The sequence below is a fragment of the Streptomyces sp. NPDC092045 genome (assembly GCF_044756005.1).
GTDB lineage: Bacteria > Actinomycetota > Actinomycetes > Streptomycetales > Streptomycetaceae > Streptomyces.
In genome coordinates this window covers 575,262-597,851 of sequence record NZ_JBIVSC010000002.1, presented here as the reverse complement: position 1 = coordinate 597,851, position 22,590 = coordinate 575,262, and the positions used below count along the sequence as shown (strand labels likewise).

Annotated in this window: 18 protein-coding genes and 1 pseudogene; 14 read left to right on the top strand and 5 right to left on the bottom strand. The window is 74.1% G+C overall.

The window, feature by feature from the left end; all coding sequences use genetic code 11:
• Window positions 1-49: 49 nt before the first annotated feature.
• The 4 genes and pseudogenes from ACIQKA_RS09490 (at window position 50) to ACIQKA_RS09475 (ending at window position 6,073) form a co-directional block, all read left to right on the top strand.
• Window positions 50-895: a DegV family protein gene (locus ACIQKA_RS09490; RefSeq protein WP_391092800.1), complete on the top strand. Its 846-nt coding sequence runs from the start codon at window positions 50-52 to the stop codon at window positions 893-895.
• A gap of 487 nt (window positions 896-1,382) precedes the next feature.
• On the top strand, window positions 1,383-2,285 hold the full coding sequence (locus ACIQKA_RS09485) for a helix-hairpin-helix domain-containing protein (RefSeq protein WP_402540554.1): 903 nt from the start codon (window positions 1,383-1,385) through the stop codon (window positions 2,283-2,285).
• 98 nt (window positions 2,286-2,383) lie between these two features.
• Window positions 2,384-4,944 (top strand): annotated as a pseudogene (locus ACIQKA_RS09480) (ComEC/Rec2 family competence protein).
• 238 nt (window positions 4,945-5,182) lie between these two features.
• A complete protein-coding gene (locus ACIQKA_RS09475) occupies window positions 5,183-6,073 on the top strand; it encodes a YceI family protein (protein WP_390105653.1) in 891 nt (296 codons plus the stop codon).
• Between the two features lie 31 nt (window positions 6,074-6,104).
• Here the strand turns inward: ACIQKA_RS09475 and ACIQKA_RS09470 are convergent, their stop codons facing one another.
• The gene (locus tag ACIQKA_RS09470) at window positions 6,105-6,365 is read right to left on the bottom strand and encodes a hypothetical protein (RefSeq protein ID WP_376238569.1); all 261 of its coding nucleotides are present in this window, start codon (window positions 6,363-6,365) and stop codon (window positions 6,105-6,107) included.
• A gap of 87 nt (window positions 6,366-6,452) precedes the next feature.
• Between ACIQKA_RS09470 and holA the strand changes: the two genes are divergently transcribed.
• Complete coding sequence (gene holA / locus ACIQKA_RS09465; RefSeq protein WP_383152429.1) at window positions 6,453-7,445, top strand: DNA polymerase III subunit delta; 993 nt, start codon at window positions 6,453-6,455, stop codon at window positions 7,443-7,445.
• A gap of 408 nt (window positions 7,446-7,853) precedes the next feature.
• Here the strand turns inward: holA and rpsT are convergent, their stop codons facing one another.
• Window positions 7,854-8,120, bottom strand: coding sequence for a 30S ribosomal protein S20 (gene rpsT, locus ACIQKA_RS09460; RefSeq protein ID WP_188270270.1), 267 nt, complete (start codon window positions 8,118-8,120; stop codon window positions 7,854-7,856).
• A 186-nt stretch (window positions 8,121-8,306) separates the two neighbouring features.
• On the opposite strand from rpsT, the gene lepA reads away from it, so the two are divergent.
• The 3 genes from lepA (at window position 8,307) to hemW (ending at window position 13,624) form a co-directional block, all read left to right on the top strand.
• The gene (gene lepA / locus ACIQKA_RS09455) at window positions 8,307-10,175 is read left to right on the top strand and encodes a translation elongation factor 4 (protein ID WP_383152428.1); all 1,869 of its coding nucleotides are present in this window, start codon (window positions 8,307-8,309) and stop codon (window positions 10,173-10,175) included.
• 249 nt (window positions 10,176-10,424) lie between these two features.
• Window positions 10,425-12,302: an AMP-dependent synthetase/ligase gene (locus ACIQKA_RS09450; protein ID WP_383152427.1), complete on the top strand. Its 1,878-nt coding sequence runs from the start codon at window positions 10,425-10,427 to the stop codon at window positions 12,300-12,302.
• A gap of 89 nt (window positions 12,303-12,391) precedes the next feature.
• Complete coding sequence (gene hemW / locus ACIQKA_RS09445) at window positions 12,392-13,624, top strand: radical SAM family heme chaperone HemW (protein ID WP_402540553.1); 1,233 nt, start codon at window positions 12,392-12,394, stop codon at window positions 13,622-13,624.
• Window positions 13,625-13,668: 44 nt separating this feature from the next.
• Here hemW and ACIQKA_RS09440 read toward each other — a convergent pair whose 3' ends face one another.
• Both ACIQKA_RS09440 and ACIQKA_RS09435 read right to left on the bottom strand, forming a co-directional pair.
• A complete protein-coding gene (locus tag ACIQKA_RS09440; RefSeq protein WP_383152425.1) occupies window positions 13,669-14,469 on the bottom strand; it encodes a DUF3097 domain-containing protein in 801 nt (266 codons plus the stop codon).
• Between the two features lie 10 nt (window positions 14,470-14,479).
• Entirely contained in the window at window positions 14,480-15,208 is a 729-nt protein-coding gene (locus ACIQKA_RS09435; protein ID WP_383152424.1) for an MBL fold metallo-hydrolase, read from the bottom strand.
• Between the two features lie 147 nt (window positions 15,209-15,355).
• Between ACIQKA_RS09435 and hrcA the strand changes: the two genes are divergently transcribed.
• The 4 genes from hrcA to ACIQKA_RS09415 all read left to right on the top strand — a co-directional run bounded on the left by hrcA (window position 15,356) and on the right by ACIQKA_RS09415 (window position 19,438).
• Window positions 15,356-16,375 carry a heat-inducible transcriptional repressor HrcA gene (gene hrcA / locus ACIQKA_RS09430; protein WP_383152423.1) on the top strand — a complete coding sequence of 340 codons (1,020 nt, stop codon included), beginning with the start codon at window positions 15,356-15,358 and terminating at the stop codon, window positions 16,373-16,375.
• Window positions 16,376-17,512, top strand: a complete 1,137-nt coding sequence (gene dnaJ / locus ACIQKA_RS09425) for a molecular chaperone DnaJ (RefSeq protein ID WP_125664385.1) — start codon at window positions 16,376-16,378, stop codon at window positions 17,510-17,512.
• 103 nt (window positions 17,513-17,615) lie between these two features.
• Window positions 17,616-18,698 carry a nitronate monooxygenase gene (locus tag ACIQKA_RS09420; RefSeq protein WP_383152422.1) on the top strand — a complete coding sequence of 361 codons (1,083 nt, stop codon included), beginning with the start codon at window positions 17,616-17,618 and terminating at the stop codon, window positions 18,696-18,698.
• Window positions 18,695-19,438: a 16S rRNA (uracil(1498)-N(3))-methyltransferase gene (locus ACIQKA_RS09415; protein WP_391092809.1), complete on the top strand. Its 744-nt coding sequence runs from the start codon at window positions 18,695-18,697 to the stop codon at window positions 19,436-19,438. Before ACIQKA_RS09420 ends, ACIQKA_RS09415 begins: the two co-directional genes overlap by 4 nt.
• A gap of 142 nt (window positions 19,439-19,580) precedes the next feature.
• Here the strand turns inward: ACIQKA_RS09415 and ACIQKA_RS09410 are convergent, their stop codons facing one another.
• Window positions 19,581-19,955 (bottom strand): hypothetical protein, encoded by a 375-nt coding sequence (locus tag ACIQKA_RS09410; RefSeq protein WP_402540552.1) that lies wholly within the window; start codon window positions 19,953-19,955, stop codon window positions 19,581-19,583.
• 74 nt (window positions 19,956-20,029) lie between these two features.
• Here ACIQKA_RS09410 and ACIQKA_RS09405 point away from each other — a divergent pair, with 74 nt between their 5' ends.
• Both ACIQKA_RS09405 and ACIQKA_RS09400 read left to right on the top strand, forming a co-directional pair.
• On the top strand, window positions 20,030-21,400 hold the full coding sequence (locus ACIQKA_RS09405; RefSeq protein ID WP_391092812.1) for an AAA family ATPase: 1,371 nt from the start codon (window positions 20,030-20,032) through the stop codon (window positions 21,398-21,400).
• A complete protein-coding gene (locus ACIQKA_RS09400; protein ID WP_402540551.1) occupies window positions 21,397-22,530 on the top strand; it encodes a tetratricopeptide repeat protein in 1,134 nt (377 codons plus the stop codon). The genes ACIQKA_RS09405 and ACIQKA_RS09400 overlap by 4 nt, the downstream gene beginning before the upstream one ends.
• Window positions 22,531-22,590: the final 60 nt, after the last annotated feature.

Genomic DNA, 22,590 nt, shown 5'->3' with positions numbered 1-22,590 from the left:
GGGGGGGCCGGGCTGCCGGGCGGGGGTGTCGGCGGGTAACCTCCCGCTCATGTCCCGGCATGTCGCGATCGTCACCGATTCAACGGCCTACCTGCCACGCCAGACGAGGGAGCGGCACGCCGTCACCACGGTCCCGCTGACCGTCGTCATCGGCGACCGCGCCCTGGAGGAGGGCACGGAGATCTCGGCCGAAGCCCTCGCCCAGGCCCTCCAGAAGCGGCGTTCCGTCACCACCTCCCGACCCAGCCCCGAGGTCTTCGCCGAGACCTACCGCCGGGCCGCCGAGGCCGGCGCGCGGGGCATCGTCTCGCTCCACCTCTCCGCCGAGGTCTCCGGGACCTACGACGCGGCCGTGCTGGCCGCGAAGGAAGCTCCCGTGCCCGTACGCGTGGTGGACACCCGCATGATGGGAATGGCGCTGGGCTTCTGCGCCCTGGCGGCGGCGCAGACCGTGGAGGCCGGAGGCTCGCTCGACGAGGCCGTCGCGGCGGCCGAGAAGCGCGCCGCCGGGATCTCCGCCTTCTTCTACGTCGACACCCTGGACTATCTGCGCCGGGGCGGACGCATCGGGACCGCGCAGGCGCTGCTGGGCTCCGCGTTCGCGGTGAAACCCCTCCTCGAACTCGACGGCGGGCGGATCGAGCTGCGGGAGAAGGTGCGGACGGCCTCGAAGGCCATCGCGCGCCTGGAGGAGATCGCGGTGGAGCGGGCCGGCTCCGGGCCGGTCGACATCGCCGTGCACCACCTGTCCGCGCCGGAACGTGCCGCCACGCTCGCGGACCGGCTCAGGGACCGGATCCCGGCGATCGGGGAGTTCCACGTCAGCGAGGTGGGCGCGGTCATCGGGGCCCACACGGGCCCGGGGCTCCTCGCGGTCGTCGTCTCGCCGCGCTGAGAACGGTCGCCCTGCCGCGCCGAGGCTGCCGGTCGCGCGCCGACCGCCCGCGCGGTGCGGCCACCCGTGAGGGTGACGGAGTTTTCCACAGTGGTGCCCTCGTCCACGGACCGTAGGTGAGTCCGGCACGGGGCATCCGCGATCTTCTACCGTCACGGGCATGACGCTTCGCACACATATCGCACCGACCGCTGACACCGCATCGAGCACGGGTACCGCATCGAGCGCTGGTACGGCATCGACCACCGGTACGGCATCGGCCTCCGGTGCCGCGTCGGCTCCTGCCGTCGTCGGCGCCGCGGGCACGGCTGTTCCCGGCGTTCCCTTTGTTCCCGGGGCCGGGAGGGTGGCCTACGGCCCGACGAGTGGGCCGGGGCGGGCGGCCGGTTCGGACGGGCGCAGCCGTCCCGGAGGACGTGGTTCGCCTCCTGGGCGGGGGCGGCGCACCCGGATCGGGCGGCGGCCCGTGGAAGTGCCAGGAGGGGGCGTGCGGCTGCGGGGGGACGCGCTGTTCCCGACTCCGGCGCCGGCGCAGGCGTCGGCTCCCACTCCCACGGAGGCGGAGCCGTACGCCGAGCCCGAGGCACCCGAAGCGGGAGAGGTGCCCGAGGCGCCGGGGCGGGTGGCTCCGCCGGTCTCCCCGCCCCGGGCGCGGGAGCGGTTGGTGGCGGGGATCCGGGACCGGACACCGCTGTGGGTGCAGACGCGGTGCGGGCTGGAGCCGAGGACGCTGGCCGCGCTGACGGTGGTCCTGGTCGTGGCGGCGGGGCTCGCGGGCGGTTACTTCTGGACGGGTCGCCCGGAGCCGGTGCGCGCCCCCGAGCCGGTGCGCGCCGCCCCCGCAGCGGTCGCGCCCGCGGAGCGGAGCGGGCCGGAGGTCCGGGAAGGGGCCGGACCGCTCCCCGCCGCAGCGCCCGCGCCGTCCCCACCGCCGGCTTCCTCCGGTGCGAAGGTCGTCGTCGACGTCGGCGGGAAGGTGCTCAGGCCGGGCGTGCTGACCCTGCCCGCGGGGGCCCGGGTGGCGGACGCCCTGCGGGCGGCGGGCGGGGTGAGGTCCGGCGCGGACCTCACCGGGATCAACCGGGCGCGCGTTCTGTCCGACGGCGAACAGGTCCTGGTCGACGTGCCGGGGGCGCAGGTCGGCGGTGCCGGTCCCGGAGGCGGCCCGGGAGGAACAGGAGGGGGAGGGGCGCCGGGGACGCCGGTGAGCCTCAACGCGGCCACGGTGGAACAGCTCGACACCCTCCCGGGTGTCGGACCGGTCCTCGCCCAGCACATCATCGACCACCGCACGGAACACGGCGGCTTCCGGTCGGTGAGCGAGTTGCGGGAGGTCAGCGGCATCGGCGAGCGACGGTTCGCCGACCTCGAACCGCTGGTCCGGCCGTGAGGCGGGCCCGGGGAGCGGCCGAGGAGACGGAGCCGGCGTCAGAGACGGAGCCGGAGGCGAGGACAGCAGAGACGGGGACGGGGACGGGGACGAAGGAGGTGGGAGCGGGGGCGGAGGCGCGGGAGTCGGGCCGATGGGAAGGGCCGGTAGACCTGCGGCTCGTTCCCCTCGCGGCGGCTGCCTGGGCGGCGGCGGCATGGGCGGTGGGCGTCACCGGATGGTGGGCGGTCACCGGTGTCACGGCCTGTCTGGCGGGGGCGGCGGTCCTGCTGGTGCGGAGCGTGATCCGGTGGCGCGGAGGGCCCGGGGGAGGCCGTGAGGCGGTCCGGCGAGACGATCGTGGTGCGGTCCGGCGAGGGGGGCGTGGTGCGGTCCGGCCGGGAGGTGTCGCCGGGAGGCGGCTGCGGGCCACCGCGTGGGCCGGGGTCCTGCTCTGTGCCGCGGCCGGGGCCGCCTCTGCGGGGCTGCACGCGGCGGATCTGCGGCGCGGGCCCGTGCCGGTGCTGGCCGAGGAGTACGGGCGGGCACGTCTGGAGGTGGCGGTGACCTCCGATCCGCGGCTCACCCGGCCCAAGGTGCGGGGCAACGCCATGGCCCCGGCCTCGGTCGTCCTGGACGGCGAGGTGACCCGGGTCGAGCGGCCGGACGGCGCGGTCCACCGGACCCGGGCGCCGGTCCTGCTGATCGTGCCGCCGGGGGAGGGGCGCGAGGAGTGGCTGCGGCTCCTGCCCTCCACCAGACTGCGGCTCGGCGGCCGGCTCGCACCGCCGTCGCACCCGGGCGAACCGTTCGCCGCGGTGCTCAAGGTCGACGGAGGGGGCCCGCCCCGGATCGTGGGCCGGCCGAACGCGTTGCAGCGGACGGCGGGGGAGCTGCGCGCGGGGCTGCGGAGGGCGACCGAGGGGCTCGACCCCGACGCACGGGCCCTGCTGCCCGGTCTGGTCGTCGGGGACACCTCCAGGATCGGCCCTGACCTGAAGGACGCCTTCGAAGCCACCGATCTCACACACTTGTTGGCGGTTTCCGGAAGCAATTTGACGATTGTGCTGCTTCTGCTGATCGGGCGGCCCGGAAGGGCGCACCGGGCGGAGCGGGGCGGGCTGGCGCCCCGGATCGGGCTGTCGCTGAGGGTGACCGCGCTGGCCGGGGGAGGGCTGACGGTCGCCTTCGTGGTCGTCTGCCGGCCCGACCCGAGCGTGCTGCGGGCCGCCGCCTGCGGATGCGTCGCGCTGCTCGCGATCGGTACGGGGCGCAGGAGGTCGCTGATCCCCGCGCTGGCCGCCGCCGTCCTCGTCCTGGTGCTCTACGACCCGTGGCTCGCGCGGAGTTACGGGTTCCTGCTCTCGGTCCTGGCGACGGGGGCACTGCTGACGATCGCTCCCCGGTGGAGCGATGCGCTGCGGCGGCGCGGCGTGCCCGGCCGGTCGGCGGAGGCGCTGGCCGCGGCCCTCGCGGCGCAGGCGGTGTGCGCTCCGGTCGTGACGGTCTTCGCGGCCCGGGTGAGCCTGGTCGCGATCCCGGCGAACCTCTTCGCCGAACTCGCGGTGGCGCCCGCGACGGTGTGCGGGTTCGCCGCGCTGGCCCTGGCGGCGGTCTGGATGCCGGCGGCGGAGGGGCTGGCGTGGGTGGCGGGGTGGCCGGTCGGTGGATCGCGCGGGTGGCCCGCACCGGCAGCGCGCTGCCGGGGGCGGAGCTGGCCTGGCCCGGCGGGTGGTGGGGAGGGCTGGCCCTCGCGCTGCTCACCGCGACCGTGGTCCTCGGGGCGCGCAGGCTGCCGTACCGGGGTGCGATCGGCGCGCTCGCCGCCGCCCTGCTCCTGCTCGCCGTGGTGCGGCCGGCGCCGCTGTCCCGGTGGGCCACCGGATGGCCGCCGCCGGGCTGGGCGTTCGCGATGTGCCAGGTGGGCCAGGGGGACGCGACCGTGCTCGCGGCGGGCGGGGACTCCGCCGTCGTGGTGGACGCGGGCCCCGACCCGGTGCCGGTGGACCGCTGCCTGCGCGAACTCGGAGTGAGACGGGTGCCGTTGCTGGTGCTCACCCACTTCCACGCGGACCACGTGGCCGGGCTCCCGGGAGTGCTGCGGGGGCGGTCGGTGGGGGCGATCCAGACGACGGGGCTCGAAGAGCCGCCCGCCCAGGCCGCGTTCGTGCGGCGGACGGCGGCCGAGGCGGGGGTGCCGATGGTCCGTGCCGAGCCGGGGGAGCTGCGGAGGACCGGGCCCCTGGAGTGGCGGGTGCTCTGGCCGTGGCCGGCGGCCGGGCGGACCGCAGGAAGGGGCGAGCCGTTCGAGGGGCCCAACGACGCCAGCGTCGCGTTGCTCGTCCGCGCCGCCGGAGGGTTGGTTCTGCTGCTCCTCGGGGACTTGGAACCACCGGCGCAGCGGGCGCTGCTGCGGGTTCATCCGGGCCTGGCGCCGGTGGACGTCCTCAAGGTCGCCCACCACGGGTCAGCCCACCAGGACCCGGCACTGATACGGGCCGTGCGGCCGAGGCTCGCGCTGGTCTCGGCGGGCCGGGACAACCCGTACGGCCACCCTTCGCCCCGGACGCTGGACGCGCTGCGGAGCGGCGGGGCGCGGGTGCTGCGGACCGATCGGGACGGGGCGATCGCGGTGGTGGGGGCGGGGAGGGGGCTCGTGGCCGTACCGAGGGGAGGGTGAACCGCCCGGCCGGGTGGGGGGAGGGGCCGCTCGCCGAGGAGGGAGGCGGTGCTCGGGGAGGAGGGAGGTGGTGCTCGGGGAGGAAGGAGGTTGCGCTCGGGCGGTGCGGGAGGAGGACGTCAATTCGGACTCCGGGTAACACTTGCCGACACTTGCTCCGGTTTGCCTCGAACGCCCCAGCAGTGATCGAATGCGACTTCGTTGCACAATGAACGAGTCGCACGGGGGTGCGTGAAGAATGTTCGATCGTCTCTTCGGGAAGCGCGGAGGGAACGCCGCGCGGGGCGGACCGCTCGCCGGTCTCACCGTTCCGTCCTCGGCGGGGGTGCTGAGCTGCCGGGTGCTCGATCCCGTGCACGAGCCCGTCCGGCGGGCCGAGTTCGTCGTCAGCGACGCGGCGGGGCGCAAGGTGCTGGCCGGGGAGACCGACCCGTACGGCACCGCGCTCGCGACCGTGCCGGCCGGCGAGTACCGGCTCGCGGTCACCGCCGAGGGGTACACGCCGCACCACGGCACCGCCGTCGTCGCCGAGGGCGTCCACACCGGCCTCGGCGACGTCCAGCTCCAGGTCGCCCCGCAGCCCCCGCTCCCGGAGCCGGGCGACTGGGAGATCGACCCGACGCACTCGCAGATCGGGTTCACGGCGCGCCACATCGGACTGGCCCGGATCCACGGCCGGTTCAACGGCTTCGCGGGCGCGGTCCGGATCGCCGACCGCGTGGAGCGCTCCGCGATGCACGTCGTCATCGACGCGGCCTCCATCGACACCGGGGTGCAGATGCGCGACGACCACCTGCGCTCGGGCGACTTCCTCGACGTCGGCGCCTACCCGACGCTGGAGTTCTCCAGCGAGCGCTTCACCCACCGGGGCGGCAGCCGCTGGGCCGTCACCGGGGCGCTCACCCTCCACGGCGTGAGCCGCACGGTGACCCTCGACACCCAGTACCTGGGTCTCGGGAGCGGTCTGGAGGGCGAGACCCGGTGCGCCTGCCGCGCCACCACCGAGCTCCACCGCGAGGACTTCACCCTCACCTGGCAGACGCTGCTCGCGCGCGGCATCGCGGCCGTCGGGTCCAGCATCAGCATCGACCTCGACGTCCAGATCGTGCCCAAGAAGCCGGGGAGCTGAAAGGGCCGGGAGGGTCGGGGAGGGGGAGGGGTCAGGGGGCTTCCAGCCAGCCCTCGTACTCGGCGGCCAGGCCGTCGAGGGCCGCCGGGTCGAGCCGGCCGTCCGGGTCCTCGACGACCACCAGCCACTGCGCGTCCTCGGCGTCGTCCTCCCCGGCCAGGGCGTCCCGCACGAGCTGCGGTTCCTCGGCGACGCCGAAGCGGTCGGGAAGCTCTCCGGCGACCTCCTCGGCGGCGTCGCGGTCGGGGAGCACCAGTACGTGTCGTTCACTCACCCCGCCATTCTCGGGCATGGGCACGGCCGCCGGTGAGGACGGTCGCCGCCGGCCGCGACCGTCGGTGGGCACGGCTGTCGGCGGCCCGTGGGATGCTGGACCGCGATGGCCACCAGGAAGACTTCCCCCGACGACCTCCTCGGTCCCGTGACGCTCGCCGTGGGACAGGAGGACCTGCTCCTCGACCGCGCCGTCCAGGAGGTGGTGGCGGCCGCCCGCGCCGCCGACGCCGACACGGACGTGCGCGACCTCACCCCCGACCAGCTCCAGCCCGGGGCGCTCGCGGAGCTCACCAGCCCCTCGCTCTTCGCCGAGCGCAAGGTCCTGGTCGTGCGGAACGCCCAGGACCTCTCCGCCGACACCGTCAAGGACGTCAAGGCCTACCTCGGCGACCCGATCGAGGACATCTCCCTCGTCCTGCTCCACGCGGGCGGGGCCAAGGGCAAGGGCCTGCTCGACGCCGCGCGCAAGGCGGGGGCGCGGGAGGTGGCCTGTCCGAGGACGACCAAGCCGGCGGAGCGGCTGACGTTCGTGCGGCAGGAGTTCCGGGCGCTCGGACGCTCGGCCACCCCCGAGGCCTGCCAGGCCCTGGTCGACTCGATCGGCAGCGACCTGCGCGAGCTCGCGTCCGCCGTCACGCAGCTCACCTCCGACGTGGACGGGACGATCGACGAGGCCGTCGTCGGGCGGTACTACACGGGCCGCGCCGAGGCCTCCTCCTTCAACGTCGCCGACCGCGCCGTCGAGGGGCGGGCGGCCGAGGCCCTGGAGGCCCTGCGCTGGTCGCTGTCGACCGGGGTCGCGCCCGTGCTCATCACCAGCGCGCTCGCCCAGGGCGTACGGGCCATCGGCAAGCTCTCCTCGGCCCGGGGCGGCCGACCCGCCGACCTCGCGCGGGAGCTGGGCATGCCACCCTGGAAGATCGACCGGGTGCGGCAGCAGATGCGCGGCTGGACCCCGGACGGGGTCTCGCTGGCCCTGCGCGCGGTCGCCGAGGCGGACGCGGGCGTGAAGGGCGGGGGCGACGACCCCGAGTACGCCCTGGAGAAGGCGGTCGTCGCGGTGGCCCGGGCGGCGAGGATGCGCCGGGACGCCTGACCGGGCCCGGGAAGGGCGCTCTGTCGGGTGCTCGCCCCGTACCGCAGGGGCCGGGCCCCGCCTCGTACCGCAGCGCCCCGGCCCCGTCTCGTACCGCAAAAGCCGGGCCCCGTACCGTCCCGCAGCCGGCCAGCCGGCCGTCCCGCAGCCGGCCAGCCGGCCGTCCCGCAGCCGGCCAGCCGGCCGTCCCGCAGCCGGCCGGCCGGCCCAGCCCTGTCACGTACCGCGCGAGCCCCCGCACGTCGAAGGCCCCGTCGCCTCCTGGGGAAGGAGGCGACGGGGCCTTCGACGTTCAAGCGAGTGGGCTCGCACCCGCGTGGCGAACGCGTCCGCGTGCGAGTCCGGGGTGGCCGGGCGGGAGCGGGAGAGAGGGCCCGCTGGGTCCCGTGCGGCCGGTCACATCAGAGCTCAGCCCTGGAGGGAGGCAACCTTGGTGGCCAGCGCCGACTTCTTGTTGGCGGCGGCGTTCTTGTGGATGACACCCTTCGAGACAGCCTTGTCGAGCTGACGCGAGGCGGCACGAGTGGCGACGGTGGCCTTCTCGAGGTCGCCGGCGGCGACAGCCTCACGGGCCTTGCGGATCGCGGTCTTGAGCGACGACTTGACGGCCTTGTTGCGCAGGCGCGCCTTCTCGTTCGTCTTGTTCCGCTTGATCTGGGACTTGATGTTCGCCACGAAAAGAGCCTTTACAGGTTCGGTGTTCCTTCTGGAAGTGCCTCGTGAGCTGAGAGGGCAGACGAGACACAGCTGTCCACGGTATCAGCCGCCCTCGCGCCCGCCCAAACCGGGCGTCGGCCGCCGGGCATGGGACCATGGAGCCTACGTATCCGTTCAGAACATCGCCCGAGACGAGAAGCCTGCGTGCCCGCGACTCCTACCAACGTGCCCGAGCCGAGCCGTACCGACCCGGCTCTGATCCGCAACTTCTGCATCATCGCGCACATCGACCACGGCAAGTCCACGCTCGCCGACCGGATGCTCCAGCTCACCGGTGTGGTCGACCAGCGGCAGATGCGCGCCCAGTACCTCGACCGGATGGACATCGAGCGTGAGCGCGGCATCACGATCAAGTCCCAGGCCGTCCGTCTGCCGTGGGCTCCCACCGAGGGGCCGGAGCAGGGGCGCACGCACATCCTGAACATGATCGACACCCCCGGGCACGTCGACTTCACCTACGAGGTCTCGCGGTCCCTCGCGGCGTGCGAGGGCACGATCCTCCTGGTGGACGCGGCGCAGGGCATCGAGGCGCAGACCCTCGCCAACCTCTACCTGGCGATGGAGAACGACCTCACCATCGTCCCGGTCCTCAACAAGATCGACCTGCCGGCCGCGCAGCCGGAGAAGTTCGCCGAGGAGCTGGCCAACCTCATCGGCTGCCAGCCGGAGGACGTGCTCAAGGTCTCCGCGAAGACCGGCCTGGGCGTCGAGGCGCTGCTCGACCGCGTCGTCCGGGACGTCCCGGCCCCGGTCGGCGTCGCCGACGCCCCCGCCCGCGCGATGATCTTCGACTCGGTGTACGACTCGTACCGGGGCGTCGTGACGTACGTACGGGTCGTCGACGGGCAGCTGAACAAGCGCGAGCGCATCAGGATGATGTCGACCGGCGCCACCCACGAGCTCCTGGAGATCGGCGTCTCCTCCCCGGAGATGACGCCGTCCGACGGTCTCGGCGTCGGCGAGGTGGGCTACCTCATCACCGGTGTGAAGGACGTCCGCCAGTCCAAGGTCGGTGACACGATCACCTCCCTGAACAAGGGCGCCACCGAGGCCCTCGGCGGCTACAAGGACCCGAAGCCGATGGTCTTCTCGGGCCTCTACCCGCTGGACGGCTCGGAGTACCCCGACCTCCGCGAGGCCCTCGACAAGCTCCAGCTCAACGACGCCGCGCTGGTCTACGAGCCGGAGACCTCCGCCGCGCTCGGCTTCGGCTTCCGCGTCGGCTTCCTCGGCCTGCTCCACCTGGACGTGATCCGCGAGCGCCTGGAGCGCGAGTTCGGCCTCGACCTGATCGCCACCGCCCCCAACGTGGTCTACCGCGTGGTCATGGAGGACGGCAGCGAGCACACGGTCACGAACCCGAGCGAGTTCCCCGAGGGCAAGATCGACGAGGTGTACGAGCCCGTCGTCCGGGCCACGATCCTCGCGCCCAGCGAGTTCATCGGCGCGATCATGGAGCTCTGCCAGAACCGGCGCGGCACCCTGATCGGCATGGACTACCTCTCCGAGGACCGGGTCGAGATCCGTTACACCCTGCCCCTCGCCGAGATCGTCTTCGACTTCTTCGACCAGCTGAAGTCCAAGACGCGCGGATACGCCTCCCTCGACTACGAGCCCACCGGCGAGCAGGCCTCCAGCCTGGTCAAGGTCGACATCCTGCTGCACGGCGACAAGGTGGACGCCTTCTCCGCCGTCACCCACAAGGACGCCGCCTACGCCTACGGCGTGCGGCTCGTCGCCAAGCTGCGCGAGCTCATCCCCCGGCAGGCCTTCGAGGTGCCGATCCAGGCCGCGATCGGCTCCCGGGTCATCGCCCGCGAGACCATCCGCGCCATCCGCAAGGACGTCCTCGCCAAGTGCTACGGCGGTGACATCTCCCGGAAGCGGAAGCTCCTCGAGAAGCAGAAGGAGGGCAAGAAGCGCATGAAGATGGTCGGCTCGGTGGAGGTGCCGCAGGAGGCCTTCATCGCCGTCCTGTCGAGCGACGAGTCCTCCGGCAAGGGCAAGAAGTAGCCAACCTCGGACCGTCGGGAGACGGTCGGAGGACGTGACGGCGGGCGGGTCCGCGAGACCCGCCCCCCGTCCCACGCGGTACACGAACGGGTCCACGCGCACCGCGCGCGTGGACCCGTTCGTTATGAAGCGGCGCACGGCAAGGCCTTACGCGCCGGACCTCGGGCCTTTAGTCTGATCCCGGCTCGAAGGTTACTCGCCAGTTAGTTACGAACCACCAGAAGGCACCGCCGCCGCCCGGAGGACGTCGTGAGCGACACACAGACCCAGATCGAGAACCGGCCGCCCTCCGTGGCGACCCTCTTCCTTGAGCGAGTCGAGCGGACTCCCGACGCGGAGGCCTACCGCTACCCGGTCCCCGCCGCGTCCGGCACGGGTCCGGACGACTGGAAGTCGCTCAGCTGGGGGCAGGCCGCCGAACGGGTCTACGCGATCGCCGCCGGCCTCGTCGACCTCGGCGTGCGGCCCGAGGAGCGGGTCGCCCTCGCCTCCTCCACCCGGGTCGAGTGGATCCTCGCGGACCTCGGCGTGATGTGCGCGGGCGCCGCGACCACCACGGTCTACCCGCAGACCAACGCCGAGGAGTCGGCCTTCATCCTTTCGGACTCCGAGTCGAAGGTCCTCATCGCCGAGGACGCGGCCCAGCTCGCGAAGGCCGTCGAGCGCCGCTCCGAGCTGCCGAACCTCCGCCACGTGGTCGTCGTCGACGCCGCCGGCGTCGAGAGCGACGGCGACTGGGTCCTCACCCTCGCGGAGCTGGAGGAGCGCGGCAGGGCGCACCTGGAGACGCACCCCGAGGCGGTCAAGGAGCGGGTCTCCGCGATCACCTCCACGCAGCTCGCCACCCTCATCTACACCTCGGGCACCACCGGCCGCCCCAAGGGCGTCCGCCTCCCGCACGACAACTGGTCGTACATGGCCAAGGCCATCGCCGCGACCGGCCTCGTCACCCAGGAGGACGTGCAGTACCTCTGGCTGCCGCTCGCCCATGTCTTCGGCAAGGTCCTCACCTCCGGCCAGATCGAGGTCGGCCACGTCACCGCCGTCGACGGCCGCGTCGACAAGATCATCGAGAACCTGCCGGTGGTCCAGCCGACCTACATGGCGGCCGTGCCCCGCATCTTCGAGAAGGTCTACAACGGGGTCGCCGCCAAGGCCCGCGCCGCCGGCGGCGCCAAGTACAAGATCTTCCAGTGGGCCGCCGAGGTCGCCCGCGCGTACGCGAAGACCACCCAGGACAACTTCCGCCGCACCGGCACCGCCTCCGCGCCCTTCGGCCTGGGCGTCAAGCACAAGGTCGCCGACGCCCTCGTCTACGGCAAGATCCGCGAGGCCTTCGGCGGCAACCTGCGCGCGTGCATCTCCGGCTCCGCCGCCCTCGCCCCCGAGATCGGCTACTTCTTCGCGGGCGCGGGCATCCACATCCTGGAGGGCTACGGACTCACCGAGACCTCCGCCGCCTCCTTCGTCAACCCGGGCGAGGCCTACCGCACCGGCACCGTCGGCAAGCCGCTCCCCGGCACCGAGGTCCGCATCGCCGACGACGGCGAGATCCTGATGCGCGGCCCCGGCGTCATGGAGGGCTACCACGGCCTGCCCGAGAAGACCGCCGAGGTCCTGGAGTCCGACGGCTGGTTCCACACCGGCGACATCGGCGAGCTGTCCGCCGACGGCTACCTGCGGATCACCGACCGCAAGAAGGACCTGATCAAGACGTCCGGCGGCAAGTACATCGCGCCGGCCGAGGTCGAGGGCCAGTTCAAGGCCGTCTGCCCGTTCGTCTCGAACATCCTGGTCCACGGCGCCGACCGGAACTTCTGCACCGCCCTGATCGCCCTCGACGAGCCCTCCATCCTCGGCTGGGCCGCCGAGCACGACCTCGCGGGCAAGTCGTACGCCGAGGTCGTCGCCGCCCCGCAGACCGAGAAGCTGATCCAGGGCTACGTGGACCGCCTCAACGAGGGCCTCCAGCGCTGGCAGACGATCAAGAAGTTCCGCCTGCTGCCGCGCGACCTCGACATCGAGCACGGCGAGCTGACCCCGTCCCTGAAGCTCAAGCGCCCGGTCGTGGAGCGCGAGTACAAGCACCTCATCGAGGAGATGTACGCGGGCTCGCGCGAGGCCTGACCGGCGCCCCCGCACCGGGGCCGGCCCGCACGGGAGCCGGTTGTCCACAGGCAGCCGGCCCACCCCGGGCAGTACGGGACAATGGGCTCATGCCTTCCGTACTGCCCGATGGTGAGACCGTTCCCGAGGACGGGGCGCTGCCCCCGCACGCCCTGGAAGGGGCCGGGGAGCGCCCGCTCGGGTTCTACCTGCACGTGCCCTACTGCGCGACGCGCTGCGGGTACTGCGACTTCAACACCTACACGGCGAGCGAGCTGCGCGGCACGGGGGGCGTGCTCGCCTCCCGGGACAACTACGCCGAGCAGGTCGTCGAGGAGGTCCGGCTCGCCCGGAAGGTCCTCGGCGACGACCCCAGGCCGGTCCGGACCGTCTTCGTCGGCGGCGGCACGCCCACGCTGCTCGCCGCCGGGGACCTCGTGCGGATGCTGGGGGCGATCCGCGACGAGTTCGGGCTCGCGGACGACGCCGAGGTCACGACCGAGGCGAACCCCGAGTCGGTCGACCCGGCCTACCTGGCGGAGCTGCGCGAGGGCGGGTTCAACCGGATCTCCTTCGGCATGCAGAGCGCCCGCCGGCACGTCCTGAAGGTCCTCGACCGCACCCACACGCCCGGACGCCCCGAGGCGTGCGTCGCCGAGGCGCGGTCCGCCGGGTTCGACCACGTCAACCTCGACCTGATCTACGGCACGCCCGGCGAGTCCGACGACGACTGGCGGGCCTCGCTCGACGCGGCGATCGGCGCCGGACCCGACCACGTCAGCGCCTACGCCCTGATCGTCGAGGAGGGCACGCAGCTCGCCCGCCGCATCCGGCGCGGCGAGGTGCCGATGACCGACGACGACGTGCACGCCGACCGCTACCTGATCGCCGAGCAGGTGCTCTCCGGGGCCGGCTTCGAGTGGTACGAGGTGTCCAACTGGGCCACCTCGGAGGCCGGGCGCTGCCTCCACAACGAGCTGTACTGGCGCGGCGCCGACTGGTGGGGCGCCGGGCCCGGCGCGCACAGCCACGTGGGCGGGGTCCGCTGGTGGAACGTGAAGCACCCCGGCACGTACGCGGCGGCCCTCGCGGCCGGGAGGACGCCGGGCGCGGGCCGCGAACTGCTCTCCGCGGAGGACCGGCGCGTGGAGCGGATCCTGCTGGAGCTACGGCTCCGGGAGGGCTGCCCGCTGGACCTGCTCAGGCCCGCGGGCCTGGCCGCCTCCCGCAAGGCCCTGGAGGACGGCCTCCTGGACCCCGGCCCGTACGGGGCGGGACGGGCGGTCCTGACCCTGCGGGGACGGCTCCTCGCGGACGCGGTGGTGCGGGACCTGGTGGACTAGGGGGTGTCTCGCCGGGCGGGTCCCGGGGCCCGCCCGGCGGCGGCCTACGGCGCCGTCACGAAGTCGATCAGTTCCTCGACCCGGCCCAGCAGCTCCGGCTCCAGGTCCTTGTACGACGTCACCCTCGACAGGATGTGCTGCCAGGCCGCGCCCGTGTTGTCCGGCCAGCCCAGGGCGCGGCAGACGCCCGTCTTCCAGTCCTGGCCGCGCGGGACCGCGGGCCAGGCCGGGATGCCGAGCGAGGACGGCTTCACCGCCTCCCAGACGTCGATGTACGGGTGGCCGACGACCAGGACGTCCGGCGAGGTCACCCGCGCCGCGATCCGGGACTCCTTGGAGCCCGGGACCAGGTGGTCCACCAGGACGCCGAGGCGCGCGTCGGGCGCCGGGCCGAACTCCGCGACGATCGCCGGCAGGTCGTCGACGCCCTCCAGGTACTCCACGACCACGCCCTCGATCCGCAGGTCGTCGCCCCAGACCCGCTCGACCAGCTCCGCGTCGTGGCGGCCCTCGACGTAGATCCGGCCCGCCCGCGCCACGCGCGCGCGTGCGCCCGGCACCGCGACCGATCCCGAGGCCGTACGGGTCGGGCGGGCCGGCCCCGAGGCCGGGCGGACCAGGGTCACGACCTTCCCCTCCAGGAGGAAGCCGCGCGGTTCCAGCGGGAAGACCCGGTGCTTCCCGAAGCGGTCCTCCAGGGTCACCGTGCCCGCCTCACAGCGGATCACCGCCCCGCAGAAGCCCGTCGCCACCTCCTCCACGACGAGGTCGCGGTCGGCCGGGACCTCCGGGACGGGCGCCGAGCGCTTCCAGGGGGGCGTCAGATCCGGGTTGTAGCTGCGCATTCGGGCGACGTTATGCGACGGAGAAGCGCGCCGCCAGTTCCTCGCGCTGGCGCCGTACGAACGCGGCGTCCACCACCGCCCCGTGCCCCGGCACGTACACCGCGTCCCCGCCGCCGAGCGACAGGAGCCGGTCCAGGGCGTCCGGCCAGCGGGACGGGATCGCGTCCGGGCCCGCCTGCGGCTCGCCCGACTCCTCCACCAGGTCCCCGCAGAAGACCACCTCCGGCGGGCCGGGCACCAGGAGCGCCAGGTCGTGGCCCGTGTGCCCGGGGCCGACGTTGGCCAGGAGCACCTGCCGGCCGCCCAGGTCGAGCGTCCACTCGCCGGAGACCACGTGCCGCGGGGCCACCAGGACGTCCGCCGCCTCCGCGGCCGCCGCCGGGTCGAGGCCCTGCTCCACCCCGTCCGTCCGCAGCTCCTCCCGGTCCCGCTCCCGGGCGAGCAGCTCCTCCGTGCCGACCGCGCCGAAGACCTCCGCGCCCGCGAAGGCCGCCGTGCCGAACACGTGGTCGAAGTGCGGATGGCTCAGTGCGATGTGCGTCACCCTGCGGCCGCCCGTGAGTTCCGCCACCTCCGCCCGCAGCTCCGCGCCCTCCGCGAGGGACGACCCCGTGTCGTACAGCAGCACCGCCCGTTCGCCCACGACGAGCCCCACCGTGGCGTCCCAGACGGGCAGCCGGCGCCGGCCCACCCCGTCCGCGAGCCGTTCCCATCCCCGTGCTTCCCAGTCGACGTCCATGCACCGACGCTAACCGGTGGGGCGCCGCCTCCTTGCCAGGAGCGATGTGTGCCGCCGTACACTGGCCCGGGATCGTTGGCACTCGGACAGGGCGAGTGCCAAAAGCGGAGCAACCGGATCGACCGACGACAGCTGGAGGTGCGCACGATGCTCAGCGAACGCAGACTCGAAGTGCTGCGCGCCATCGTCCAGGACTATGTCGGGACGGAGGAGCCCGTCGGCTCCAAGGCGCTCACGGAGCGCCACAAGCTCGGCGTGTCGCCCGCCACCGTGCGCAACGACATGGCCGTGCTCGAGGACGAGGGCTACATCGCCCAGCCCCACACCAGCGCGGGCCGCATCCCGACGGACAAGGGCTACCGCCTGTTCGTCGACCGGCTCGCGGGGGTCAAGCCGCTGTCGACGCCCGAGCGGCGGGCCATCCACAACTTCCTCGACGGCGCGGTCGACCTGGACGACGTCGTCGGCCGCACGGTCCGGCTGCTCGCGCAGCTCACCCGGCAGGTCGCCGTCGTCCAGTACCCCTCGCTGACCCGTTCGACCGTCCGGCACGTGGAACTGCTCTCGCTGGCCCCGGCCCGCCTGATGCTCGTCCTCATCACGGACACCGGCCGGGTCGAGCAGCGGGTCGTCGACTGCCCCGCGCCCTTCGGCGAGACCTCCCTCGCCGACCTGCGGGCCCGGCTCAACAGCCGGGTCGTCGGCCGCCGGTTCGCCGACGTGCCGCAGCTGGTGCAGGACCTCCCCGAGTCCTTCGAGGAGACCGAGGACCGCGCCACGGTCTCGACCGTGCTCGCGACCCTCCTCGAAACCCTCGTGGAGGAGCACGAGGAGCGGCTGATGATCGGCGGCACCGCCAACCTCACCCGCTTCGGACACGACTTCCCCCTGGTGATCAGGCCCGTCCTGGAGGCTCTGGAGGAGCAGGTCGTCCTCCTCAAGCTGCTCGGCGAGGCCAAGGAATCGGGCATGACCGTACGGATCGGGCACGAGAACGCCCACGAGGGGCTGAGCTCCACGTCCGTCGTCTCGGTCGGCTACGGTTCGGGCGGCGAGGCAGTCGCCAAACTCGGCGTGGTCGGACCGACCCGCATGGACTACCCCGGAACGATGGGAGCGGTACGCGCAGTGGCACGTTACGTCGGACAGATCCTGGCGGAGTCGTAAGTGGCCACGGACTACTACGCCGTACTCGGCGTGCGCCGCGACGCGTCCCAGGACGAGATCAAGAAGGCGTTCCGGAGGCTCGCGCGCGAGCTGCACCCGGACGTCAATCCCGATCCGAAGACGCAGGAACGCTTCAAGGAGATCAACGCCGCCTACGAGGTCCTCTCGGACCCGCAGAAGAAGCAGGTCTACGACCTCGGCGGCGACCCGCTCTCGGCCTCCGGCGGAGGCGGCGCGGGCGGCTTCGGAGCGGGCGGCTTCGGCAACTTCTCCGACATCATGGACGCCTTCTTCGGCACGGCCTCGCAGCGCGGCCCGCGCTCGCGCACCCGCCGCGGCCAGGACGCCATGATCCGTCTGGAGATCAGCCTCGACGAGGCGGCCTTCGGCACCACCAAGGACATCCAGGTCGACACGGCGGTCGTCTGCACGACCTGCTCCGGCGAGGGCGCCGCGCCCGGCACCTCCGCGCAGACCTGCGACATGTGCCGCGGCCGGGGCGAGGTCTCCCAGGTCACCCGGTCCTTCCTGGGCCAGGTCATGACCTCCCGGCCCTGCCCGCAGTGCCAGGGCTTCGGCACCGTCGTCCCGACCCCGTGCCCCGAGTGCGCGGGCGACGGACGGGTCCGCTCCCGCCGCACCCTCACGGTCAAGATCCCGGCCGGCGTCGACAACGGCACCCGCATCCAGCTCGCGGGCGAGGGCGAGGTCGGCCCCGGCGGCGGCCCCGCCGGCGACCTGTACGTCGAGATCCACGAGACCCCGCACGAGACGTTCCAGCGGCGCGGCGACGACCTGCACTGCACGGTGACGATCCCGATGACGGCGGGCGCGCTCGGCACCAAGGTGCCGTTGCAGACCCTCGACGGCGTCGAGGAGGTCGACATCCGGCCCGGCACCCAGTCCGGCCAGTCGATCCCGCTCCACGGGCGCGGCGTCACCCACCTGCGCGGCAACGGGCGCGGCGACCTCATCGTGCACGTCGAGGTCCAGACCCCGGGCAAGCTCGACGCCGAGCAGGAGCGCCTCCTGCGCGAACTGGCCAAGCTGCGCGGCGAGGAACGGCCGACCGGCCAGTTCCAGCCGGGGCAGCAGGGGCTGTTCTCGCGGTTGAAGGACGCGTTCAACGGGCGGTAGGCCCGGCCTGCCACGTGCGGCCCCGAACGTGGGGAGGGGCGGTGTCCATTTATGGATACCGCCCCTTTCCATTTCCCTCCCCGCGGCATGACACGATGCCCGTATGTCCACCACCGCACTGAACGATCTCTCCCGGTTCCCGATCGTGCAGGCCCCCATGGCGGGTGGCGCCTCCTGTCCCGAGCTCGCCGGAGCCGTCTGCGAGGCCGGCGCGCTCGGCTTCCTGGCCGGCGGCTACAAGACGGCCGGCGGTCTCTACCAGGAGATCAAGCAGGTGCGCGGGCTCACCGGGCGGCCCTTCGGCGTCAACCTCTTCATGCCGCAGACCGGACGGCCCGCCGACCCCGCCGCCGTCGAGGTCTACCGCCACCAGCTCGCCGGAGAGGCCGACTGGTACCGGACCCCGCTCGGCGAGACCGACGACTCCCGCGACGACGCCTACGACGCCAAGCTGGCCATCCTCCTGGAGGACCCGGTCCCCGTCGTCTCCTTCACCTTCGGCTGCCCCGCGCCCGACGTCCTCGCCTCCTTCGCCCGCGTCGGCACGTACACGATCGTCACCGTCACCTCCGCCGAGGAGGCCCTCGCCGCCGAGCGCGCCGGGGCCGACGCCGTCTGCGTCCAGGGCGTCGAGGCGGGCGGGCACCAGGGGACGCACCGCGACGACCCGGACGAGGACGGCACGCCCGGCACCGGCCTGCTCACCCTGGTCACCCAGGTCCGCGAGAGCACCGGCCTCCCGCTCGTCGCCGCCGGCGGGATCATGCGCGGCGCCCAGATCGCCGCCGTCCTCGCCGCCGGGGCCGGAGCAGCCCAGCTCGGCACCGCCTTCCTCGGCTGCCCCGAGTCCGGCGCGCACCCGCTGCACAAGCGGGCCCTGACCGACCCGCTGTTCACCCGGACCGCCCTCACCCGGGCCTTCTCCGGGCGCCCGGCGCGCGGCCTCGTCAACCGCTTCATGCGCGAGCACGGCCCGTACGCCCCCGCCGCCTACCCCGAGGTCCACCACCTCACCGCCCCGCTGCGCAAGGCCGCCGCCACCGCCGGCGACGCCCAGGGCATGGCCCTCTGGGCCGGCCAGGGCCACCGCCTCGCCCGCGAACTCCCCGCCGGGCGACTGGTCGGGGTCCTCGCCGCCGAACTCGACACCGCCCTCTCGGAACAGGACCCCAGGAGCACTTCGTGACCGCACCCGTCTTCGTCGTCGACGCCGTCCCCGGCGCCGGGAGCTTCCTCCTGGACGGCCCCGAGGGGCGGCACGCCGTCTCCGTGAAGCGGCTGCGGGAGGGCGAGGAGCTGGTCCTCGTCGACGGCCGGGGCCGCTGGGCCGCCTGCGAGGTGCTCGCCGCCGAGGGCAAGGACCGGCTGACCGTGCGGATCGCCGAGGTCCACGAGGACCCCGAGGAGGAGCCCCGGATCACCGTCGTCCAGGCGCTGCCCAAGGGCGACCGGGGCGAGCTGGCCGTCGAGACCATGACGGAGACCGGCGTGGACGCGATCGTGCCGTGGGCCGCCTCCCGCTGCATCACCCAGTGGAAGGGCGACCGGGGCCTCAAGGCGCTCGCCAAGTGGCGCTCCACCGCGCGCGAGGCCGGCAAGCAGTCGCGCCGCACCCGCTTCCCCGAGGTCGCCGACCTCATGGCGACCAAGCAGGTCGCCGCCCTCCTCGCCGGGGCCGACTTCGCGGCCGTCCTGCACGAGGACCGCGACCACCCCAGCGGCGCGCTCGCCACCGCCGACCTCCCCGCGAAGGGCTCCGTCGTCCTGGTCGTCGGGCCCGAGGGCGGGGTCTCCCCGGAGGAGCTGACCGCCTTCGAGGCGGCCGGCGCGAGGCCGTACCGGCTGGGCCGCAGCGTGCTGCGCACCTCCACGGCGGGCACGGCGGCGACGGCCCTGGTCCTGGGACGCACGGGCCGCTGGAGCTAGGGGGTGCCCTTCGGGGCCGTCAGCCCCCTCCACCGTCAGCCCCGTCCACCGTCAGCCCCCCCGTCCACCGTCAGCCCCCCCGTCCACCGTCAGCCCCCCCGTCCACCGTCAGCCCTCCGTCCACCGCCAGCCCCCTCTGTCGTCAGCCCCGTCCGTCGTCAGCCCCGTCCGTCGTCAGCTCGTCGAAGAGCGGCCAGCCGTCCTCCTCCCGCGACCCGTTCGCGCTCGGGACGAGGCCCCGGGCGACCGCCGCGTCGAGGAACCGGCGCACGACCCCGGGCTCGTCGAGGTCGAGCCGGCCGCCGACGACGGCGAGCACCTCGTGCCTGCCCGTCGTGAACCCGGCCACCGCGCGGCCCGGCACCTCCCGGAGGACCAGCCGGAACAGGGCGTGCGGGCGCTCGGCGCGGCGCAGGGCGAGCACGGTCCGGCAACCGGGGTGCCGGTGCCGGACGTTCCAGAGCCAGACCGTCCCGTCGTCCACCGTCAGCCTGCGCAGGGCCCCGTCCCGTCTCATGCGGCGCAGTGCACGGACGGGGGATGCGCGCACCCGGTGGACGACGGCCCCCCGTGGCTCCTTAGGGTGGCCGCATGGCCGACGAGTCCCCCCTGATCCGCAGTCTCCGCGCCGCCGTGGCCGCCGCCCCCGGTGACGTGCCCCTGCGTCTCCACTTCGCCGAGCTCCTCCTCGCGGAGGGCCGCAGCGACGAGGCCGTCGCGGAGGCGGCCGTCGCCCTCCAGCACGCGCCCGGGGACGCGGGCGCCCGCGCCCTGATGGTCCGCGCGATGGGACTGCCCGCCGCGGAGGGCCCGGCGCCGTCCGCCGCGCAGACCCCGGCCCCGGACGGGCCCGCGCAGACCCCGGCGCCGACCGTCGCGGAGAACCCCGGGCCGGCCGGCGCGGAGCCCCCGGCCCCGGACGAGCCCGCGCGGGCCGCTTCCACCCCCGCCTCCACCCCCGCCCCCTCCTTCGACTGGGACGCCGCAGAGCAGCAGGTGCAGGACCTCGTCGGGCCCCGCTTCCTGGAGGACCCGCAGGCCGCGGACGGCGACGGGACCGCCGGGGACGCGGACGCCTGGGACGTCGACGCCCCCGGCTCCGTGCGCCTCGCCGACGTCGGCGGCATGGAGGAGGTCAAGGACCGCTTGGAGGCCGCCTTCCTCGCCCCCATGCGCAACCCCGAACTGCGCAGGCTGTACGGCAAGTCGCTGCGCGGCGGCCTGCTCCTCTACGGCCCGCCCGGCTGCGGCAAGACCTTCATCGCCCGGGCCGTCGCGGGCGAACTCGGCGCGAGCTTCCTCACCGTCTCGCTCTCCGACGTCCTCGACATGTGGATCGGCGCCTCCGAGAAGAACATCCACGACATCTTCGAGACCGCCCGCCGCCAGGCCCCCTGCGTCGTCTTCCTCGACGAGCTGGACGCCCTCGGCGCCAAGCGCTCCCGCACCCACCACAGCGGCCTGCGCAACGTCGTCAACCAGCTCCTCACCGAGCTCGACGGCATCGCGAGCGGCGCCGGGAACGAGGGCGTCTTCGTGCTCGCCGCCACCAACGTCCCCTGGGACGTGGACATCGCGCTGCGCCGCCCCGGCCGCCTCGACCGCACCCTGCTCGTGCTGCCGCCCGACGCCGTCGCCCGCGAGGCGATCCTCCGCTACCACCTGCGCGAGCGCCCCATCGAGGCCGTCGATCTCGGCAAGCTCGTCAAGGCCACCGAGGACTTCTCCGGCGCCGACCTCGCGCACGTCTGCGAGACCGCCGCCGAGGCCGCGCTCCTCGACTCCGCCCGCAGCGGTTCCGTACGCCTGATCACCACCAAGGACCTGCTCGGCGCGGCCAAGCAGATCAAGCCGTCCACGGAGCCGTGGTTCGCCGCCGCCCGGAACGTCGCCATGTTCGCCAACGAGGGCGGCCTCTACGACGACCTGCTCGCCCACCTCAAGCGGAAGCGCAAGCTGTGACCGCGGCCGGCGCCCCGGGCGCGCAGGGCGCCCCCGGCACCGCGCTGCGGCGCGCCGAGGCGCTCTACGAAGCCGGACGGTACGAGCGGGCCGGGGCGCTCGCCGCCCAGCACCTGGCGACCGACCCGGAGGACGCCGAGGCGCTCGTCCTGCTCGCCCGCTGCCACCACCGGGGCGACGACCACCACGCCGCCCTGGCCGCCGTGGACCAGGCGCTGCGGGCCGGGCCCGAACTGCTCGGCGCCTGGCTGATGCGCGTCCAGATCCTCCTCTCCCAGAAGCGCCACCAGGAGGCCGAGGCCGCCGCCCGGCACTCCGTCGCGCTCGCCCCGCACTACTGGGGCACCCACTACGCGCTCGGCACCGCCCTCGCGGAGCACGGCGAGCACGGCGAGCGCTTCTTCGCGCACGCGCGTTCCGTCGAGGCGTACGAGGCCGCCCGGACCGCCGTGAACCTCGCGCCCGAGGAGGACGCGGCCCACTTCCTGGTCGGCCTCACCGCCCAGCGCCGGGGCGACCACGCCACCGCGCAGCGGGCGTACGAGACGGCGCTGCGCCTCAACCCGCAGAGCAGCGAGGCCCACAACAACCTCTCGCTGCTCCGGCTGCGCCGCCGCTGGTTCCGGCGCGGGGCGTGGACACAGGCCGCCGAGGGGTTCGTCGCCTCCGCCGCGCTCGACCTCCAGGACCGCAAGGCCCGCTACAACCTGGAGGCCATGGCCTGGAACACCGTCGCCGGGGCCCGCTGGGTCGCCCTGCTCGGCTTCCTCGCCTCCGCGCTCGGCACCGCCCCCGTCCGCGGCGGCGCGACCGGGGCCGGGGCGGTCGTCCCGTTCCTGGTCGGCGCGGCCGTCCTCCTGGGCGCCTGGGGCGGCTGGGCGCTGTGGATGGCCCACCGGCTGCCGCCCCGGCTGCGCCGCCCGCTGCTGCTCGTGGCCCGCGGCTGCCGGCCGGTGATCGCCATGGCGACGGCCGTGGGGCTCCTCGGGCTCTACTCGGCGGTGACGATGGCCCTCTGGGACCTCGACGCGGGGGCGGTCGGCGGGCTCGGGACGCCGCTGTTCTGGGCCGTGGTCGTCACGTACTGGGTGAGCCGCTCGTTCCTGAACCGGCGCGCGCCCAAGGACTGACCCGGCCGGGAGAACGGGCCCGTCGGCGGCGGCGGATAGCATGCGCGTGTACTGACCGAC

What these genes read in the sequence shown, in the direction of transcription:
- ACIQKA_RS09490 (WP_391092800.1), top strand. Translation starts at nt 50, where the DNA reads ATGTCCCGGCATGTCGCGATCGTCACCGATTCAACGGCCTACCTGCCA.
- ACIQKA_RS09475 (WP_390105653.1), top strand. Translation starts at nt 5,183, where the DNA reads ATGTTCGATCGTCTCTTCGGGAAGCGCGGAGGGAACGCCGCGCGGGGC.
- ACIQKA_RS09470 (WP_376238569.1), bottom strand. Translation starts at nt 6,365, where the DNA reads ATGCCCGAGAATGGCGGGGTGAGTGAACGACACGTACTGGTGCTCCCC.
- holA (WP_383152429.1), top strand. Translation starts at nt 6,453, where the DNA reads ATGGCCACCAGGAAGACTTCCCCCGACGACCTCCTCGGTCCCGTGACG.
- hemW (WP_402540553.1), top strand. Translation starts at nt 12,392, where the DNA reads ATGCCTTCCGTACTGCCCGATGGTGAGACCGTTCCCGAGGACGGGGCG.
- ACIQKA_RS09440 (WP_383152425.1), bottom strand. Translation starts at nt 14,469, where the DNA reads ATGCGCAGCTACAACCCGGATCTGACGCCCCCCTGGAAGCGCTCGGCG.
- ACIQKA_RS09435 (WP_383152424.1), bottom strand. Translation starts at nt 15,208, where the DNA reads ATGGACGTCGACTGGGAAGCACGGGGATGGGAACGGCTCGCGGACGGG.
- hrcA (WP_383152423.1), top strand. Translation starts at nt 15,356, where the DNA reads ATGCTCAGCGAACGCAGACTCGAAGTGCTGCGCGCCATCGTCCAGGAC.
- ACIQKA_RS09420 (WP_383152422.1), top strand. Translation starts at nt 17,616, where the DNA reads ATGTCCACCACCGCACTGAACGATCTCTCCCGGTTCCCGATCGTGCAG.
- ACIQKA_RS09410 (WP_402540552.1), bottom strand. Translation starts at nt 19,955, where the DNA reads ATGAGACGGGACGGGGCCCTGCGCAGGCTGACGGTGGACGACGGGACG.
- ACIQKA_RS09405 (WP_391092812.1), top strand. Translation starts at nt 20,030, where the DNA reads ATGGCCGACGAGTCCCCCCTGATCCGCAGTCTCCGCGCCGCCGTGGCC.